The organism is Pseudoflavonifractor sp. An176, assembly GCF_002160435.1.
GTDB classification, from domain to species: domain Bacteria; phylum Bacillota; class Clostridia; order Oscillospirales; family Oscillospiraceae; genus Enterenecus; species Enterenecus faecium.
This window is the reverse complement of the sequence record NZ_NFKO01000006.1, coordinates 58,258-76,157: the sequence shown is the minus strand read 5'-3', so window position 1 is coordinate 76,157 and position 17,900 is coordinate 58,258. Positions and strand designations below refer to the sequence as shown.

At 63.6% G+C, this 17,900-nt stretch carries 12 protein-coding genes; all 12 read right to left on the bottom strand.

The window, feature by feature from the left end:
* Positions 1-4: 4 nt before the first annotated feature.
* Positions 5-1,294: a GTPase HflX gene (hflX, locus tag B5F12_RS05130; protein WP_087231303.1), complete on the bottom strand. Its 1,290-nt coding sequence runs from the start codon at positions 1,292-1,294 to the stop codon at positions 5-7.
* A gap of 219 nt (positions 1,295-1,513) precedes the next feature.
* The gene (locus B5F12_RS05125) at positions 1,514-2,020 is read right to left on the bottom strand and encodes a flavin reductase (protein ID WP_087231300.1); all 507 of its coding nucleotides are present in this window, start codon (positions 2,018-2,020) and stop codon (positions 1,514-1,516) included.
* Positions 2,021-2,126: 106 nt separating this feature from the next.
* On the bottom strand, positions 2,127-2,327 hold the full coding sequence (gene rpmE / locus B5F12_RS05120; RefSeq protein ID WP_087231297.1) for a 50S ribosomal protein L31: 201 nt from the start codon (positions 2,325-2,327) through the stop codon (positions 2,127-2,129).
* 108 nt (positions 2,328-2,435) lie between these two features.
* Positions 2,436-5,996 carry a helicase-exonuclease AddAB subunit AddA gene (addA, locus tag B5F12_RS05115; RefSeq protein ID WP_087231294.1) on the bottom strand — a complete coding sequence of 1,187 codons (3,561 nt, stop codon included), beginning with the start codon at positions 5,994-5,996 and terminating at the stop codon, positions 2,436-2,438.
* On the bottom strand, positions 5,986-9,267 hold the full coding sequence (locus B5F12_RS05110; protein ID WP_242954899.1) for a PD-(D/E)XK nuclease family protein: 3,282 nt from the start codon (positions 9,265-9,267) through the stop codon (positions 5,986-5,988). Before B5F12_RS05110 ends, addA begins: the two co-directional genes overlap by 11 nt.
* Before the next feature lie 109 nt (positions 9,268-9,376).
* Positions 9,377-10,408 (bottom strand): glycoside hydrolase family 25 protein, encoded by a 1,032-nt coding sequence (locus tag B5F12_RS05105; protein WP_158096753.1) that lies wholly within the window; start codon positions 10,406-10,408, stop codon positions 9,377-9,379.
* A 337-nt stretch (positions 10,409-10,745) separates the two neighbouring features.
* Positions 10,746-12,221 carry an IMP dehydrogenase gene (gene guaB, locus B5F12_RS05100; RefSeq protein WP_087231288.1) on the bottom strand — a complete coding sequence of 492 codons (1,476 nt, stop codon included), beginning with the start codon at positions 12,219-12,221 and terminating at the stop codon, positions 10,746-10,748.
* A 58-nt stretch (positions 12,222-12,279) separates the two neighbouring features.
* The gene (gene gluQRS / locus B5F12_RS05095) at positions 12,280-13,206 is read right to left on the bottom strand and encodes a tRNA glutamyl-Q(34) synthetase GluQRS (protein WP_087231285.1); all 927 of its coding nucleotides are present in this window, start codon (positions 13,204-13,206) and stop codon (positions 12,280-12,282) included.
* Positions 13,207-13,276: 70 nt separating this feature from the next.
* Entirely contained in the window at positions 13,277-14,329 is a 1,053-nt protein-coding gene (ftsZ, locus tag B5F12_RS05090; RefSeq protein WP_087231282.1) for a cell division protein FtsZ, read from the bottom strand.
* A 216-nt stretch (positions 14,330-14,545) separates the two neighbouring features.
* The gene (locus tag B5F12_RS05085) at positions 14,546-15,457 is read right to left on the bottom strand and encodes an FtsQ-type POTRA domain-containing protein (protein ID WP_087231279.1); all 912 of its coding nucleotides are present in this window, start codon (positions 15,455-15,457) and stop codon (positions 14,546-14,548) included.
* Positions 15,458-15,480: 23 nt separating this feature from the next.
* A complete protein-coding gene (murA, locus tag B5F12_RS05080; protein ID WP_087231276.1) occupies positions 15,481-16,734 on the bottom strand; it encodes a UDP-N-acetylglucosamine 1-carboxyvinyltransferase in 1,254 nt (417 codons plus the stop codon).
* Positions 16,735-16,790: 56 nt separating this feature from the next.
* On the bottom strand, positions 16,791-17,900 hold the full coding sequence (gene murG, locus B5F12_RS05075; RefSeq protein ID WP_087231273.1) for an undecaprenyldiphospho-muramoylpentapeptide beta-N-acetylglucosaminyltransferase: 1,110 nt from the start codon (positions 17,898-17,900) through the stop codon (positions 16,791-16,793).

Below are 17,900 nucleotides of genomic sequence, written 5' to 3'. Positions count from 1 at the left end.
TGTTTCAGTCCTCCCAGTCCTCTTTGTGGGGCTTCCACCCCTCCACCAGAGGGCCCAGCCGTCCGATGGTCTTGGGGGTACACACCGCCACCACGTCGATGGTCTCGGTGTAGTCCACCTTCTCCACCTTGCTCTCCCGGTACAGGGTGTCCAGCAGGCCGCCCTGGTCATAGGGCAGGTGGATGGTGACCCGGCGTGCCCCGGTGTCCAGACGGCGGCCAATGGCCTCCAGCAGCTGGGGCAAGCCCGCTCCCGTGCGGGCGGAGATGGACACAATGTCCTCCCCGTGGGGGAGAATCTCCGCCGGGGCCAGGTCGCACTTGTTAAAGACCTCCAGGCGGGGGGTCTCCGCAGCGCCCAGTTCCAGAATGAGCCGGTCCACCACGTCCGCCTGCTCCCGCCACAGGGGGTCGGAGGTGTCGATGACGTGGAGCAGCAGGTCTGCAAAGGTCAGCTCCTCCAGGGTGGCCTTGAAGGCGTCCACCAGCTGGTGGGGCAGCTTGGAGATAAAGCCCACGGTGTCGGAGATGAGCACGGTGCAGGTGTCCGAGATCTCCAGCATCCGAGTGGTGGTGTCCAGGGTGTCAAAGAGGCGGTTGTTGGCGGGAATGTCCGCCCCGGTGAGGGCGTTGAGCAAGGTGGACTTTCCGGCGTTGGTGTAGCCCACGATGGCCACCACCGGCACCTCGTTTTTCTCCCGGCGCTCCCGCTGGGTGGCCCGCACCCGGCGCACGTCCTTGAGCTCATCCTCCAGCTTGGCAATTTTCCGGTGGATGTGGCGGCGGTCGCTCTCCAGCTGGGTCTCACCGGGGCCACGGGTGCCGATGGCGCCCTCCTGCCGCTCCAGGTGCTTCCACATGCCGGTCAGGCGGGGCAGCAGATACTTGTACTGGGCCAGCTCCACCTGCAAGCGGCCCTCGCTGGTGCGGGCCCGCTTGGCGAAGATGTCCAGAATGAGGGCGGCCCGGTCCATCACCGTCACCCCCAGCTCCTCGGTGAGCACCCGCTGCTGAGAGGGCGAGAGGGGGTTGTCAAAGATGACAATGTCCGCCCCCAGAGTCCCCACCAGCTCCTTGATCTCGGCGGTTTTGCCCTCGCCGATGAAGGTGCGGGGCTCGGGATTGGGCCGATTTTGCAGCACGGTGCCCAGGCAGGTGCCCCCAGCGGTGTCCAACAGAGCCGCCAGCTCCTCCAGGGTCTCCTCGGTGGCGTTCTCCTCCCTGGTGAGGCTGGGGGCGTTGAGCCCCACCAGGATGGCGCGGTTAATTTCTTTTACTTGTGTATCTTCGAACATAGAAACTCCTCTAACATTCGTCTTGCTCGGACCGTGCCCTCGGCAGAGTTTCCCCGCCCCCAGGCGGGGAAATCAATTGAAATCCCGTTTTTCCCGAGGACATGCGCATCGGGAAAAACACTTCTCAGCCCGCAAGTGTGAGGCTTGCCCGTCCTTTGGGCAAGCCTTGCGCGCAGTGGGCTGCAACACTCCACCATTGAACGGGCACATGGTGTCCGTTCAATGGTGTTTGACCAGGGCCTCCACAATCTCCCCGATGTACATGGTGTGGTAATCTCCCTCCGGGTACCACTTCTCCCGCACGTCCTCCGGGATATAGGAGGGATTCATGCGCTGGGCCATGCGCTTGCGGCACACCAGCACCATGTCCGCTTCTTCAAAATACGGGGCGTCCCCCGCTGCTGTGGCCACGGTGAAGCCGCACTCTGCCACCTTGTCCACATCTCTGCCGCTCTTGGACCCGCACAGGGCCAGCTGAGGACGGTACTCAGGGCCAAAGAAAGAAAGGGTGAAATACTCCTCACGGTCCACAAACTCCTTGGTGTACCGCTGGGGCCGGATATAGGCAATGGCAATGGGGCTGCCCCACAGGATGCCCAGGCCACCCCAGGAGGCGGTCATGGTGTTGCAGTCCTCCTTGTCCCCGGCGGTAATGAGCATCCACTGGTCACCAATGGCGGAAAAGACGTTAAAGTCCAACTCCTTGGGTTCCACTTTTTTCAACATGATGGTAGCCTCCTTGTATCTTTGATAGTTTCATTATATGCACCTTTGCATAAAAAGACAAGGAGACGTTGCACACTGCAACGTCTCCTTGAAAGAAACCATAAGATTAGCCCAAACCGAACTTCTTGTTGAAGCGGCTGACACGTCCGCCGGTGTCCACCATCTTCTGCTTACCGGTGTAGAAGGGGTGACACTTGGAGCAGACTTCCACCTTAATGTCCTTCTTAGTAGAACCAGTCTCGATCACGTTGCCACAGGCGCAAGTAATAGTGGTCTGCTGATAGTTGGGATGGATGCCTTCCTTCATGGAATTCACCTCTTTCTTTCGAAAATAAGTCCAGGAGCCCAATGACTCCATGTAAACGCAACATGTATCTTACCACGCTTAGGGAGAAAAAGCAAGGGCTTTTTCAAATTATTTTATTTTCCAGCTGATTTCTTCCCCCAGGCTGAAAAACCACAGGGTACAGCGGCCCACCGGACGCTCCAGAGCCTGGGACAGGGCCCGGCTGTAAGCCTCCAGCTGGGGTCGATATTCCTTGGCTCGCTGCTCCACGGTGGCCTCACTGACCCGGTCGGTCTTGAAGTCCAGCACCGTCACCGTGCCGTCTTCCTCCACAAACCAGCAGTCCACCACGCCCTGGAGCAGCACCTCCTCCCCCGCCTCGGCGTTGGGGTAGTAGTCGGCGGCGGGCACCAGCATGGAAAATTTAAATTCCCGCTCCATCTGGGGCGAGGCCACCAGTCGCTGGCCCAGCGGAGACCGGAAAAAGGCCAGCACCCGCCCTGGGTCCACCGCCTCCCCCTGCTGGGGTGTGATAAACTGCATCGCCACCAGCCGGGCAATCTCCTCCTGAATCTCCTCCAGGGTATGGGTGCGGTCAAAGTTCAGATACTGCATCACCATGTGCAGGGCGGTACCCTGTTGGGCGGGGGTGAGGGGCCGCTGACCCTGGAACACCGGGCGGCGCAATGTCACCGTGGGCTTGGCGGGGGCATATTCCACCCCGTCCTGGGCCGCCTCGGCGTCCTTATCCCGGCCCTTGAGCTGGGTGGCGGTAAGCTTGGAGGGCATCTGGGCAGACACCTGGTGTGGATAGCTCCAGGTGAGGGCGTCCTGCCACCCAGCGGGCAGCTCCACCCCCTGCTCTGCCTCCCCGCCCATCTCCAGGGGGCCCACCCGGGCCGCATCCTCCTGGGTGGGGGTTAGTAGCTTCACGTCCCAGCGGTACCCCTGCTGGGGGGCGCTGCACGGGCGCTGGAGGCCCAGCTCATCCCACAGGGGCTGGCTGTCCTCCCGGCACAGAGCGGGGGTGAGCACCCACTCGGCCATGCAGGAGGCCCCCGCCACCTGCCGGGGCGGCGGCGGGCACTGGGCCTGGGCCGCCAGCTTGTCCAGCTTCAAATTCTTGCCGTTGACGCTGGTGAATAGAATGAGCTTGTGCTCGGCCCGGGTCATGGCCACGTACAAAAGGCGCATCTCCTCGGCGATGAGCTGCTGGCTCAAACGAAGAGCCACCCCGTCCCGGGCAATGGTGGAGTAGCGGAGCATCCGCTGGCGGTCCACCCGCTTGGGCCCCAGGCCTAAGTCCGGGTGGAAGAGGATGGTGGACCGGGTGTCCTCGGTGTTGAACTGGTGCTCTAAGCCGCACAGGAACACCACGGGGAACTCCAGACCCTTGGAGCGGTGGATGGACAGAATGCGCACGCCCCCCACGCTCTCCCCCTCCACAGGGACAGGCAGGCCGTTTTCCGCCAGGCGGGTGAGGTGGATGAGAAAGGCCATGAGGCCCTTGTGGCCTCCAGATTCAAACCGCCTGGCCTCCTCGTACAGGGCCATGAGGTTGGCTCTGCGAGCCCCGCCCTGGGGCATGGCGGCAAAGATGGCGGGCAGGTCGGTGCGCTGGTAGATGTACCACAGCAGCTTGTGGCTGCTCTCTTCGGCGGCCAGGGCCCGCAGCTCCCCCAAGAGGGCCAGGAAGGCCACGCAGTCCGCCTCCTCCCGCTGGGCCCCCGCCTCCACCGCCTCATACACGCAGCCAGAGCACCCGGCCCGCAGCTGGGCCAGACGGTCCGGGGAGAATCCCAACACCGGGGAGCGGAGGACGGCCAGCAGGGGCACATCCTGGCGGGGGTTGTCCACCACCTGCAACAGGGAGATGGCCACCGAAATCTCGGTGGTGCCGAAGAACTCCCTCCCCCCTTCGGCGCTCCAGGGAATACCCGCCTCGTCCAGGGCGGCGGCATACCACCGCAGGGTGGAGCCGGGGGAGCGGAGCAAAATCACCATGTCGTCGGGGCGCAGGGGGCGGTCCCCGATGGGAAGCCCCGAGGCCAGCAGCTCCTTCATCCGCCGGGCCACCAGCCGGGCCTGCACCAGGTCCTTGTTCACCTTGTCCTCCTGGTCGGGCAGCTGGGACAAGTCCACACAACAAAGCTCGGTGGCATACTGGGGGTCGGGCTGCAAATCCTGCCGCCCGTGGCGCAGGGCCTGGTTCTCATCGTAGTCCAGCTCTCCCACGGATTGGGTCATCACGTTGCGAAAGACAAAGTTGGTAGCGTCCAGCACCTCCGGGCGAGAGCGGAAGTTGGCGGACAGGGGGATGGTGCGCCCCTGCCCTTTTTCCGCCGTCTCCCAGGGGGCAAAGCAACGGTACTTGTCCAGGAAGATGGTGGGGTCTGCCAGGCGAAAGCGATAGATGGACTGCTTCACGTCTCCCACCAGGAACAGGTTGTCCCCCTGGGACAGGGCATCAAAAATGGCGTTTTGCACCCCGTTGGTGTCCTGGTACTCGTCCACCATGATTTCCACATACCGCTTGCGCCACTCCAGGGCCAGGGGCGAGGGATTCCCCTCCCCGTCGGTGAGGAGGGCGGCGGTGAGGTGCTCCCCATCGGCAAAGTCAATGAGGCGGTGTCGGCCCTTGAGGGCCACAAAGGCCCGGTCGAACTCCGCCACCACGTCCAACAGGGCGGTCATGGCGGGGGCAATGGCCCGCAGGTCCTCCATGGCCTCCGCTGCGGACACCTGGAAGCGCTGGCGCAGCTTCTCCAGCTGCTTTTTGCAACTCTCCCGCAATCCCTTGGCCCGCTCCTTCAGGGCCTCGTCGCAGTCCCCTCGCTTGGCCTTGGGGCGCTCGAAGGCCACCTGCTGCAAGGCCTGGGCCAGCTCGTCCCAGCCCTGGGCCTCCCGCACCCGCTCCAGGCCGTAAATGGTGGTGCCCAAGGTGCCTCCATAGTTGTTCCACAAAATGGGGTCGTCCTCCAGTTCCTGCAACACCCCTTGCAGAGTGTGGGCCCAGTATTGGGCCAGCTCCTGGGCATCGGAGAGGAGCAGCTTGCCCCAGGGGGTGTCCTCCGGGGCGGTCTCCCCGGTCAAATCAAAGTCTGCCTTGCGCTCCATGAGCCAGTCCAGGGGACTGGCCTGGCTCTGCACCTTGGCGTGGATATCCAGAATGACCGACTCCAGGGTCTGGTCGTCCCGGTCCCCGGCCATGCTGTCGGCCAGGGCCTGGAAGCCCGGATCGTTTGCAATGTTGGCGTACCTCCTCTCCAGCACCTCCTCCAGGGCCTCCCTCCGCAGCTCCTCCCCGGTGCCCTGGTCACACAGGCGGAAGTCCGGGTCCAGCCCGGCCAGGTGGCCCCATTGGCGCAAGAAGTCCAGACAGAAGGCGTCAATGGTGCAGATCTGGGCCTGATAGACTAGAGTAGCATTGCGGCGCAGGTGGCGGTCGTTGGGTCTTTGGGCCAGCCGGGCATGGATGGCGGCGGCAATGCGGTCCCGCAGCTCCGCGGCGGCGGCATTGGTGAAGGTGATGACCAGGAAGCGGTCCACATCTTCCCCCTGCTCGATGCGCTGCATCAGACGCTCCACCAACACCCGGGTCTTGCCGGAACCGGCGGCCGCAGACACCAGCAGGTCGCCCCCCCGATTATCCACCACCGCCTGCTGCTGGCGAGTGAGTTCAATTGCCATGGTCTCCACCTCCCATTCGGTCCTTCATCCAATTCCAAAATTCCACCGCCCGCTTGCTCCGTCTCCGGCGCAGGGTGTCCCCCAGGCACTCCTCAAAGTGGCAGGCGGAGCGGAACTCACACCACTGACAGGCGTTGTGCTGGGCGTCCCGCCAATAGGGGTCGGCGTCAATGTTGCCCACCGCCACCTGGCTGGCGGCCTGGCGCAGCACCTGGGTGACATACTCGTCCAGCTCCTGCATCTGCTCGGCATTGACCAGGCAGTCCCGGTTGCGGGAGTTGATGGGCAGATAGCGGTATTTGCCGTCTGGAGCCTCCTCCATGGCGTCAATGACCGCCGGGTCATCCAGCACCAGCCCCTGGCGGCGAAGCTGTTTTTCCTGCTCCTGGGCCACCGCTTGAGGGTCGGTGTTGCGGCTGCCGTCCACCAGAGCGGTGCGGGCAGGCACATACAGCACCCCGGCGGGGATGAGGGTCTGGTCTCCAAACAGGGCCTCGCCGTTGCGGCTGAGGGCGAAGAGGTAGAGGAGCATCTGTAAGCCCCGCCCGTCCTCCACCTCCGCAAAGTCGAAGGCCTTCTTTCCGGTTTTATAGTCCACCACCCGCAGGTAGCGCTTTCCTTCGTGCTCCCAGCTGTCCACCCGGTCCACAAAGCCGGACAGACGCAGGGTAATGCCGTCCTGCTCCACCTCCACCGGGGGCAGCTGCTCCCCGCGGCCGAAGCCCAGCTCCAGCCACACGGGGACGAACTGGGAGGCGGACAGCTCCCCGGCCACGCTGTCCACCACGGTGAGCACCGACTGTTTCATGCGGTCGAAGAGCCAGCGGAACCGGGCAGTCTCGTCCTCCAGGCCCTGGAGCACCTCGGTTTCATAGCGGTCCGCCGCCTCCTTGGCCAGGGCCCGGCACTGCTCTGGGGCGGGGTGCTGGCCCAGCACTTCCTCCAGCACCGCATGGACAAAGGTGCCGTAGTCAGAGGGGGCGAACTTGGCCCGCTTCCGGGGCTGGGCCTTGAGTCCAAACCGGAGGAAGTGGCAGAAGTGACAGGACTGGTACAGGTCCAGCCGGGTGGCGGACATGGGCACCGCCTTGCCGTACAAGGTACGCACCCCCTGGGGGGACAGGCGGCCGCGCCGCCACTGTCCCGCCTCCTGGAGCCGCTGCACCCGGTCCCGCATGTCGGGCAGCTGGGACAACACCGTCCGCACCTGCCCCACTCGTCCCGCCGCCTCTAAGGCGGGGCCGGGGGCGGCCAGACGACAGGCCACGTCGGCGGGGTCGCCGTGTCGGGCAGTGGGAAACAGCTGGGTGAGCCGCTCATAGAGGAAGCTGGGCCCCCGCTCCTGCCCCGCCCCGTCCTGCTGGGCGTAGCTGACATACAGCCCCTGGGTGGGGCGAGCACAGGTCTCGTACACGATGGTCAATTCTCGCCGCAGCTGCTCCTCCTGCCGGGAGGCCAGCTCCACCTCCAAGGCCGCCAGAGCCTCCCGGTCCTGGTCGGAGAAGAGTCCGGCGGCGGGGGCACAGCTGGGGATGGCGGTGGAGTCCGCCCCCAGGAAAAACAGGTATTTGCACTCCTTGTGGGCCATGCGGGGGGCCTCGCCGACCGTGACCCGGTCCAGGGACACGGGGATGGCTCCCACGTCGTACTGGCTGAGCACCAGGGCGAAGAGGCGGGCAAACTCCTCCATCTCCAGCTGGGTATCCCCCAGCAGCAGGGCGCACTGCTCCAGGCCACCCACCACAATATCCCACAGCTGGCGGTACTGGGCGGCAGTGTTCAGGTCGCCCCGGCGCTCCAGGCTGGCCGCCCGCTCTTCCAGGCGCTTGGGCAGGTCGATGTCCTCCAACAGCTGATAGAGGGCCTGGGCCCGCCCGGCTCCTCCCTGGTCGGGACACTTACGCATCCGCTCCAGAGGGGCGATGACCTGGCGGCGCAGATTGTCCAGTCGCTGCACCAGAGCGGTGTCCTCCTCCGAGAAGGGGAGGCCGTACCCCTGGGGGTGCATGTTCCAGGGCTTTTTCCGGGTCCACAGGCTCCCCTTGATGTTCCAGGTGAGGACGTAGTTCTCCAGCGTGTCCCGCTGGTCCTGGGTCAGGGGGGTGAGGTCGGTTTTCAGGTAGCGGAACAGCTCCTCATAGGGGTAGTCCTGGGCAGCCGCCGCCAAAGCCGAAGTGACCAGGGCCAGCACCGGGTGGCGCAGCACGTCCTCCATGGCGCTGAGGTAGACGGGGATGCCGTACTGGGCAAAGACGCTCTCCACCAGCTCCCCGTACCCCTCCAGCCGCCGGGGACACACCACAATGTCCCGGCACCGCACGTCTCCCGTGCGCAGCAACGCCACAATCTCACTGGCCGCCCACTCCACCTCCTGCCGAGGGGTGGCGGCCTGGGCCAGGGTCACAGGGCATTCCGCTGTCCAGGGATCAGGCAGGGGCCCGTACAGGTAGCCCTCCATCCAGGCCAGGGCCGGGTGGCTGGGCTGGGGGCGGTGGAGGCTCTGCTCCTCCACCCCTGTCCCGCCCCGGCGAGCCAGACGCTTGAGCCGGGAGGCGGCCCGCAGGGCGGGCTCAAAGATGCCCTCGGGGTCGTTGTCTGGGTCACATACCAGGGCCACGGTGACATGGGCCTGGTGTATCAGCTGCTCCAGCACCTGCTCCTCCTGGGGGGTGAAGTCGGTGAAGCCGAATACGGCGATTTCTTTGCCCTGGGCCCAGCCCGTCTCGGTGAGCTGCTGGGCCAGCACGTCCAGGCGGCTGCGGGGGTCGGCGGCTCCCTGAGCCGCCAGGGCCTCATAGGCGGCGTAGAGTAGGCCAATGTCCCGCCACTTGTCCCCCTGCTGGCCCCCCAGCTCCTCCCCGGCCTCTAAAAGCTGCTGAGGCTGCACACAGCAGCTCTTGCACTCGTCGATGGTGGCCAGCACGTGGGTGAGGAAGGCGGGCTTTCGGGAGGGGGAGCGGTAGATACGCAGCTGGGGGGCGCACTGACGCAGGGCGGCGTACATCAGCAGCATCCGCCCGCCCCCGTCCAGCACCGGGGCGGCGCCGCCCCCTGCCACCTCCCGCAGCCGTCCGGCCAGTCGGGTGAAGGAGAGCACCTCGCAGGTGCGGGAGGCTCCGTTTCCCAGCACCTGGCACATGGCCCGCTCGCTCTCGTGGGAGTACTGCTCAGGCACCAGCAGCAGGCGGCGCTGGGCCGGGGACGCCCCCAGCCGCTCCAGCAAGTCTCTTCGTATTTCCTGCCCCGCCCGGGCATACAATAGGGTGAGCAAAGTCTCTCACTCCTTCCTGAGTTTTTTCCTATTCTACCATACCCAATATCATAAGAAAACCACCCATCCGAGCAAGGTCAGATGGGTGGTTTTGGTTGTTGTACGCATCTCAGGACAAGGTCGTCAGCAGTAGATTCAGGTCCACATTCCCCTCAATCCCCGCCACGCTGCCCTGATGGCTGTACTGCCACATGGTAAACTGATAGGGGAAGGTAGGGGTGCTCTGATACTGAGCCAGCCACAGCTGGTACTCGGTGAGCTGGGTCAGGTCGATGCGGTCCATGAGCCACGTGACATTGCCGTAAATCATAGGCTGATAGCCCGCCTGGGCAATGGTTTGGCAAAACGCCTGGGTGATTTCCGTGGCAGTCTCCACGCTCAGATCGTCGGTGCGGGCCTCGTCATGGGCCACCTGCTCCAGGTCAAACACCACGGGGTAGGTGATGGAATCCCCCTCCAGGGCGTCCAGCACATACTCTGCCTCCTCCACCGCCTCGTCCACGGTGACGGCCTGGGAGAAGAAGTACACCCCCACGTCTAGCCCCGCCTGGGTGGCTCCCTGGATGTTTTGCTGGAACTTGTCATCCAGCACCAGGTTGCCTGTCTCCCCGTAGCCCCGGAAGCCCAGGCGTATCATGGCAAAGGAGATGCCGTCAGCCTTCACCGCCGCCCAGTCGATGTCCCCATTGTAGGTGGATACATCCACCCCAGCCAGAGCCTGGGTGCCGTCTGGGGCGGTATACTGATATCGTCCGTTCTCCTCACTCAGCCCGCTCCAGTCGTAGCTGTGCTGGGCCAGATCGTCCTTGAGAGGCGAAATGGTGATGCCGTTGGCCCCCATGTACACATAGGACTGGGGGAACAGCTTTTGGAGAAAGGTGGTGGTGAGGCCGTACTGGTAGGCCAGGTCCCGGATGGTGCTCTTGGCCACAGTGTTCTCCAGCAGCCACTCCACCCGGTTGTGGAGCTGATACACCTTCCAGCACAGGCCGCCGAAGATGGCCGCCAACAGACACAGGGCCATCACCCAGGTTTTCCCCGGCCGTTTCCGTTTCTGCGAGGTTCGCTGAGGTGCCCGCCCCAGCCGTTCAGAGGTCTCCTCCGCTGTCTCTCTCTCCTGGTCTAACATCTGATGTTCCAACGGGTATCCCTCCTTTCCCCACATTATATGGATTTTCGCTACTGAATGCAATGAAAAAATCTGCCACAGAGGTTTCCCTCTGTGGCAGATGAAGACTGTCAAAAAGCCAACGTCCATACAAGAAATTCGGACTTGCTTGCATGGGCCAAAGCCCTCGGCAGAGTTTTCCCGCCCGCTGGCGGGAAAATAAATTGGAATGGCGTTTTTTCCGAGGACATGCGCATCGGAAAAAACACTTCTCTCAGCCCGCCAGTGTGGAATCGGGTCGTCCTTTGACCCGATTATGCATGCAGCGGGCTGCATCCCCTCGAAAAAATTCTGGAATTTTTTCGAAGAATTATTGGGGATTGACGGTGTAGTTGGGAGCTTCCTTGGTGATGTAGATATCGTGGGGGTGAGACTCCCGGAGACCGGCGGCAGTGATCTGGGTGAACTGGGCCTTGGTGCGCAGCTCGTCGATGGTGCCGCAGCCGCAGTAGCCCATACCGGCCTTCAGGCCGCCCATCATCTGATAGATGGTGTCGGCCACAGGTCCCTTGTAAGGCACGCGGCCTTCCACGCCTTCGGGCACCAGCTTCTTGTTGTTCTGCTGGAAGTAACGGTCCTTGGAGCCGCAGGCCATGGCACCCAGAGAGCCCATGCCACGGTAGACCTTGAACTGACGGCCCTGGTAGACCTCGGTGTCGCCGGGGGACTCCTCGCAGCCAGCCAGCAGGGAGCCCAGCATAACCACGTTGCCGCCAGCGGCAATGGCCTTGGCGATGTCGCCGGAGAACTTGATACCGCCGTCGGCGATGATGGGCACGTCGTACTCCGCGGCCACACGGGCGGCGTCGTACACGGCGGTGATCTGAGGCACGCCGATACCAGCCACCACACGGGTGGTGCAGATGGAGCCGGGGCCGATACCGATCTTCACGCAGTCGGCGCCAGCCTCGATGAGGGCGCGAGTGCCCTCGGCAGTGGCCACGTTGCCGGCGATGAGCTGCACGTCGGGGTACAGGCTCTTGATGCGCTTGACGCAGTTGAGGATGTTCTGGGAGTGGCCGTGAGCGGAGTCCAGGCACAGCACGTCAGCGCCAGCCTCCACCAGGGCGGCCACACGGTCCAGCACGTCGGCGGTGACGCCGATGGCGGCGCCTACCATCAGGCGGCCCTTCTCATCACGGGCAGAGTTGGGGTACACCTGGGCCTTGTCGATGTCCTTGATGGTGATGAGGCCCTTCAGGTGGTTCTCGCTGTCCACGATGGGCAGCTTCTCAATCTTGTGGCGGCGGAGGATCTCACGGGCCTCCTGGAGGGTGGTGCCCTCGGGAGCGGTGACCAGGTTGTCCTTGGTCATCACGTTGTCAATGAGCTGAGACATGTCAGTCTCAAACTTCATATCACGGTTGGTGATGATACCAATGAGCTTGCCGTTGTCGCAGATGGGCACACCAGAGATGCGGTACTTCGCCATCAGCTCGTCTGCCTCAGCCAGGGTGTGGCCTGGGCCGAGGAAGAAGGGGTTGGTGATAACGCCGTTCTCACTGCGCTTGACCATGTCCACCTGCTCGGCCTGAGCGCCGATGGACATATTCTTGTGGATGATACCCAGACCGCCTTCCCGGGCCAGGGCGATGGCCATCCGGGACTCGGTGACCGTGTCCATGGCGGCACTCACCACAGGGATATTCAGGGTGATCTTGCGGGTGAGACGGGTGTGCAGGTCGATGTCTGCGGGGAGCACGTTGCTCTCGGCAGGAATCAGCAGCACGTCGTCGAAGGTCAGACCCATTTTTACAAATTTGTCATTGTATTGAATCTGCGACATTTTACCACTCCTCCAAAATTGTATTGATATTTTATTTTACGCTCTGGAAAAAAGGGTGTCAAGTTGAACCGACAACAATGGACGTTTTCGGTACTTTTGACCAGTGGAACCGGGAAATCAGCTGGTCCGGTGTGGCACTTTTTGGCTTATCTTGCAAACCCGCCAGCCAGCCCAGCCAGCCCACCAGCTCCTGGGGCGTGTATTTCTCTCGCAGCACCCCCATATCCAGGTCCCGGTCCCGCTTGGATAGCCGCCGCCCCTGGGCGTCCACCAGCAGAGGCAGGTGGTAAAACTGGGGCGGCTCATACCCCAGGGTCCGGTGTAACCACGCCTGGGCGGGGGACGAGGAGAGCAGATCACAGCCCCGCACCACGTGGCTCACGCCCATGAGGGCGTCGTCCACCACCACAGCCAGCTGATAGGCCCACACCCCGTCGGAGCGGCGGACAATGAAGTCCCCGCAGTCCCGGTCCAGCTGCTGGGTGTAGGGGCCCATGTGGCCGTCCTCTATGGTAATCTCCTCTCGGGGCACCCGCACCCGGAAGGCCGGGCGTCTCCCCGCTGCCTCCAGGTCCTGCTGCTGCTGGGCCGTGAGGTGGGCGCAGCGGCCTGAATACACCACCGCCCCGTCCGAGGCGTGGGGGGCCGAGGCGGCCAGGCGCTCCGCCCGGGTGCAGTAGCAGGGGTAGATCAGCCCCAGCTCTTCCAGGCGCCGGAACGCCGCCTCATAGTGGTGGGAGCGTTGGGACTGGCAATACTCCGGCTCTAAGCCGCCCTCGTCCCAGTCCAGGCCCAGCCACTGTAAATCCTCCACCAGCTGAGCTGCCTTGTCCAGAGAGCACCGCTGGGGGTCCAGGTCTTCAATGCGCAGCACCATCACCCCGCCCTGGCTGCGCACATCCAGCCAGGCCAGCAGCGCCGCCAGCAGATTGCCCAGGTGCATCCGCCCGCTGGGACTGGGGGCAAACCGTCCCCGTACCGTCATGGTCCATCTCTCCTGTTGATAAAATAGCGCTCGTGCCGCTGCAAAAAGCAGCGGCACGAGTGAATATGGATTACTTATTCTGGAAAATCTGGAAGATGTCGTCGAAGGGGTCCTTCTCCTTCTCCTTGGGCTGCTCAGCCTCCTCCTTGCCGGGAGTGGGGTTGCTCACGCCGCCGAAGCCGGTGGCGATGACGGTGACCCGGATCTCATCCTGGAGGGAGTCGTCAAAGGCAGCGCCCATCATGAACAGGGCGTCGGGATCGGCCACTTCCTTGACCATCTCGGCGGCCACTTCCACCTCGTCCAGACCGATGTCCATGGGACCGGTGATGTTGACGATGATGCCCTTGGCGCCCTGGATGGAGGTCTCCAGCAGGGGGCTGTTGATGGCCAGACGGGTGGCCTCCTCCGCGCGGTTCTTACCGGCGGCGCGGCCCACGCCCATGTGGGCCAGACCGGCATCCTTCATGACGGCGGTGACGTCGGCGAAGTCCAGGTTGATCAGACCAGTGGTGGTGATCAGGTCGGAGATGGACTGCACAGCCTGACGCAGCACATCGTCGGCGATGGCGAAGGCGTTGGCGAAGGTGATCTTCTCGTCGGTGGCGTACTGGAGGCGGTCGTTGGGGATGATGACCAGGGAGTCCACCTTGGACTGCAGCTCCTCAATGCCCTTCATGGCCTGGTCCATACGGCGGCGGCCCTCAAAGCTGAAGGGCTTGGTGACCACACCCACAGTGAGGATACCACGGGACTTGGCGATCTCAGCCACCACGGGAGCGGCGCCGGTGCCGGTGCCGCCGCCCATACCGGCGGTGACGAACACCATGTCGGTGTTGTCCAGCAGAGCGGAAATCTGGTCCTTGCTCTCCTTGGCGGACTCACGGCCCACCTCGGGGTTGGCGCCAGCGCCCTTACCGGCGGTGAGCTTCTCGCCGATGGGCAGCTTCTGGGTGGCCTCGGAGGCGGCCAGGCACTGACGGTCGGTGTTCACAGCAATGAACTCCACGCCCTGCATGCCCACACGCACCATGCGGTTGACCACGTTACAACCGCCGCCGCCGACACCGATGACCTTCAAGGTGTCGCCACTTTTTACCTCAGAATCCATGACAAAAGCCATAAATATGACCCTCCTATATCCAAAACAGTTTGTGTCAATGCCTGCAATAATCCAGACTACAAATCACATTTTATTTTAGCGGCTTTTCCTCACGGGGTCAATAGTGAAATGCAAGTTTTTTTGCAGAATTTTGTCGCGTCCTTTTGGCAGTTCCAGCCAATAAAACGAAAAAAGCCCCCACCCCGCACACATGGGCGGGATGGGGACTCATGGGTCTCACGCTTCTGGAGCGGCAGAGGGCTCCGGGGACGCCGAGGCTGCGGGCTCTGTGGAGGCCGAAGGCTCAGGGTCCGGAGACTGGGAGGCCGCGGGGTCCGGAGCGTCCGAAGCTGTGGCGTCCGGGTCCTGGCTGGGCTCCGGCTTGTCAGACTGCTTGGGATTTTGCATGAACACCCGGTTATCCAAGATGGTAAAGTCAAACACCCGGGGCTCGTTGGGGACCTGCCCGCTGTCCAAAGCCGCCTGGAACAGGTTGAGCATCTGGGCATAGTCCCCGTGGAGGGGGAACCGCAGCTGATGGATGCCGTAGTTGACCAGAATGGAAGAGGCTGCCGAGCAGTCAAACTGGGTACACTGGCTCAGCTTCCCCGCCTGGTCCAAGGCCTCCATCAGAGGGACGATGGCCTCCCCCTTGGACTGGTCCGCTTCGCTGACCTGCATGGGCTGGCCCGCCTGGGGGTCCACCACCTCCAGGCCCACAATGGCAATGCCCTGGTTTTGGTTGGTGGTCTCCAGCAGGTAGCCGTCGGAGGCCATGAGCCATTGGCGGCCATTGCCTTCCACGGTGGCGGCCACCGTGCGCTCCACCACCTGGAGGGTCACCTTGTCCGGGAAGGTGTGGCCCACCACCACCCGCTGGACATAGGGCAGCTTGCTGCCCACCAGCTGGTTGATCTGCCAAGTCCACAGGGTCACCAGGTTATCCCCCATCTCGATCTCCGAGGCGTCAATGATCTCCTGGGCGGTGTAGTGGGAGTTGCCCTCTACCTTCACCTCATTGACGCGGAAGAAGATGACACAGGCGGTGACAATGGCTGCTACCACTGCCACCAGAGAGATCAATTTATAGAAAAAACGAAACCGGCCTCGGCGCCTGGTGCGCCGGGGGTGCTTCCGCTCACGTGCCATGCCAAATCACCTCTGTGGTAAATTTATCTGCGCTGTATCTGGGCCCCCAGGCGGTTAAAAATCTCCTCCAGGCGCTCATAGCCCCGGTCGATGTGTTCTACACCTCGCAGCTGGGTCTCACCCTGGGCCCCCAGGGCGGCCACGGCCAGTGCGCCCCCGCCCCGCAGGTCGGTGGCGGACACTTGGGCCCCGTGGAGCCGCTTCACTCCCCGCACCCACGCCCCTTGGCCGTGGAGGGAGATATCCGCTCCCATCTCCCGCAATTCCGGCACATGGCCGAAGCGGCGGGAGAACATGGTCTCTTGAAAAATGGTGGTACCCCGGGCAGTGGCAAAGGCCGCCATCACCGGAGCCTGGGCGTCGGTGGGAAAGCCGGGATAGGGGGCAGTGGCCACCGGCCCCACCGACTTCATGGGGATATCTCCCCTACGGCAAAACCAGATGCGGCCCGGTGCGCTGCGCACCCGGCATCCCCCCTGCTCAAACAGCTGGAGCACCGTGGACAGGTGCCGCCAGTCCACGCCCTGGAGCTCCACCTCGCCCCCTGCCGCCGCCACCCCGGACAGCAGAGTGGCCGCCACAATGCGGTCGCCCAAAATGGAGATCGCTCCGCCGTGGAGGGGTCGCCCACCCCGGACGGTGATGACGCTGCCTCCGGCACCCGTCACCTCACCGCCCAGGGCGTTGAGAAACTGCTGGAGCTGGACAATCTCCGGCTCCCGGGCGGCGTTGACAATGGTGGTGTCCTCCACCGCCCCTGCCCCGCACAACATGGCATTTTCCGTGGCCCCCACGCTGGGGAATCTCAAGGTCACCACTCCGCCCCGGGGACGGCCCCGGCAGGTGATGGTGCCGTCTTGCTCCTCCACCTGGCACCCCATGGCCCGCAGGGCCTCCAGGTGCAGGTCGATGGGCCGGGGCCCCAACTCACAGCCACCGGGATAGGTTAGAGTGGCCTCCCCCATCCGGGCGGCCAGAGGTCCCAGAAACATAATGGAGGACCGCATGGCCCGCATACGGCCCTCGTCAATGGCGGTGCCCGAGGCTTGCCCGGCATCCACCACCAGTTCCTCCCCCTCCCAGCGGCAGCTGGCCCCCAGGTGTTGGAGGATGTCCACGGCGGCGTCCACGTCGGACAGGCGGGGACAGTTGCGAATCACCACCGGCTGGGGGGCCAGCAGGCACCCCGCCAAAACGGGGAGCACACTGTTTTTCGCCCCTTGGACCCGCCATGCCCCCTCCAGTGGGGCACCGCCCTGTATGTACATGACGCTCATGAAAACGCCTCCCTTTCCTTCCATTGGCACATTCTATGAAAGAAAAGGGAAAAGGGTTAAAGAAGTTCCATCAGAGCCTTATAGATATCCTCGGCCGCTCGGGGAGTGGCCAGTTCCTTCATGGCCCGGCTCATCTCCCGGCGCTTGTCGGCGTTGGCCAGCAGGGATACCGCAGTGTCGTACAAGCTCTGGCCGGAGCAGTTTTTTTCCTCCAGCAGCTCCGCCGCCCCACGGTCCGCCAACACCTTGGCGTTTTTAAACTGATGGTTGGCGGCTACATAGGGAGAGGGCACCAGCACCGCAGGCTTGCCCATGGCAGTGAGCTCGCCCAGAGTGGAGGCCCCAGCCCGACAGATCACCAGGTCGGCAGCTGCCATCACCGTGGGCATGTTGTCAATGTAGGGGCGCACCTCCTGGTCCGTCACCGACACGCCCCGCTCTTTGAGGTGTTGGGCCATGGTCTCATAGTCCCGGCCACCGCTGTGGATGTAGTGGAAGGGTCTGCCCTCCTCCACCCACCGCTGCACAAAGTCCTCGGTCATAAGGTTCATGTCCCGGGCCCCCTGGGAGCCCCAGAAGGACACCACCAGAGGCTTGTCGTCGGTGATGCGCAGCTCCCGTCGGGCCTGCTCCCGGTCCAGGCGGAAAAAGGCACCCCGCACCGGGGTACCTGTCACCGCCACTTTTTTGGCGTGGGTATAATACTCCGCCGCCTCGGGGAAGCCCACCATCACCAGGTCCACCCGCTTGGCCAGCACCCGAGTGGTGAGGCCGGGGAAGGCGTTGGACTCGTGAATGGCGGTGGGGATGCCCATGCGGGTGGCCTCCCGCACAGCGGGAAAGGAGGCGTAGCCACCGGTGCCCACCACCAGGTCGGGCTTGAACTGTCGCAAAATCCGGGAGGCCTGCCACTGCCCCACCGGCACTTTAAACACGCTTTTGAAGTTGTGGCGGATGATCTTCCAACTCAGCTGCCGCTCGAAGGTGGACACCTTCACGCAGCGGATGGGATACCCCGCCTGCTCCACCAATCGCTTTTCCATCCCCTTCTCGGCCCCCACAAAGAGGACCTGACAGCCGGGATGGTATTTTTCAAAGGTCTGGGCCACGGCCAGGGCCGGGTTGACGTGCCCCGCCGTGCCGCCGCAGGTAAACAGTACCTTCAT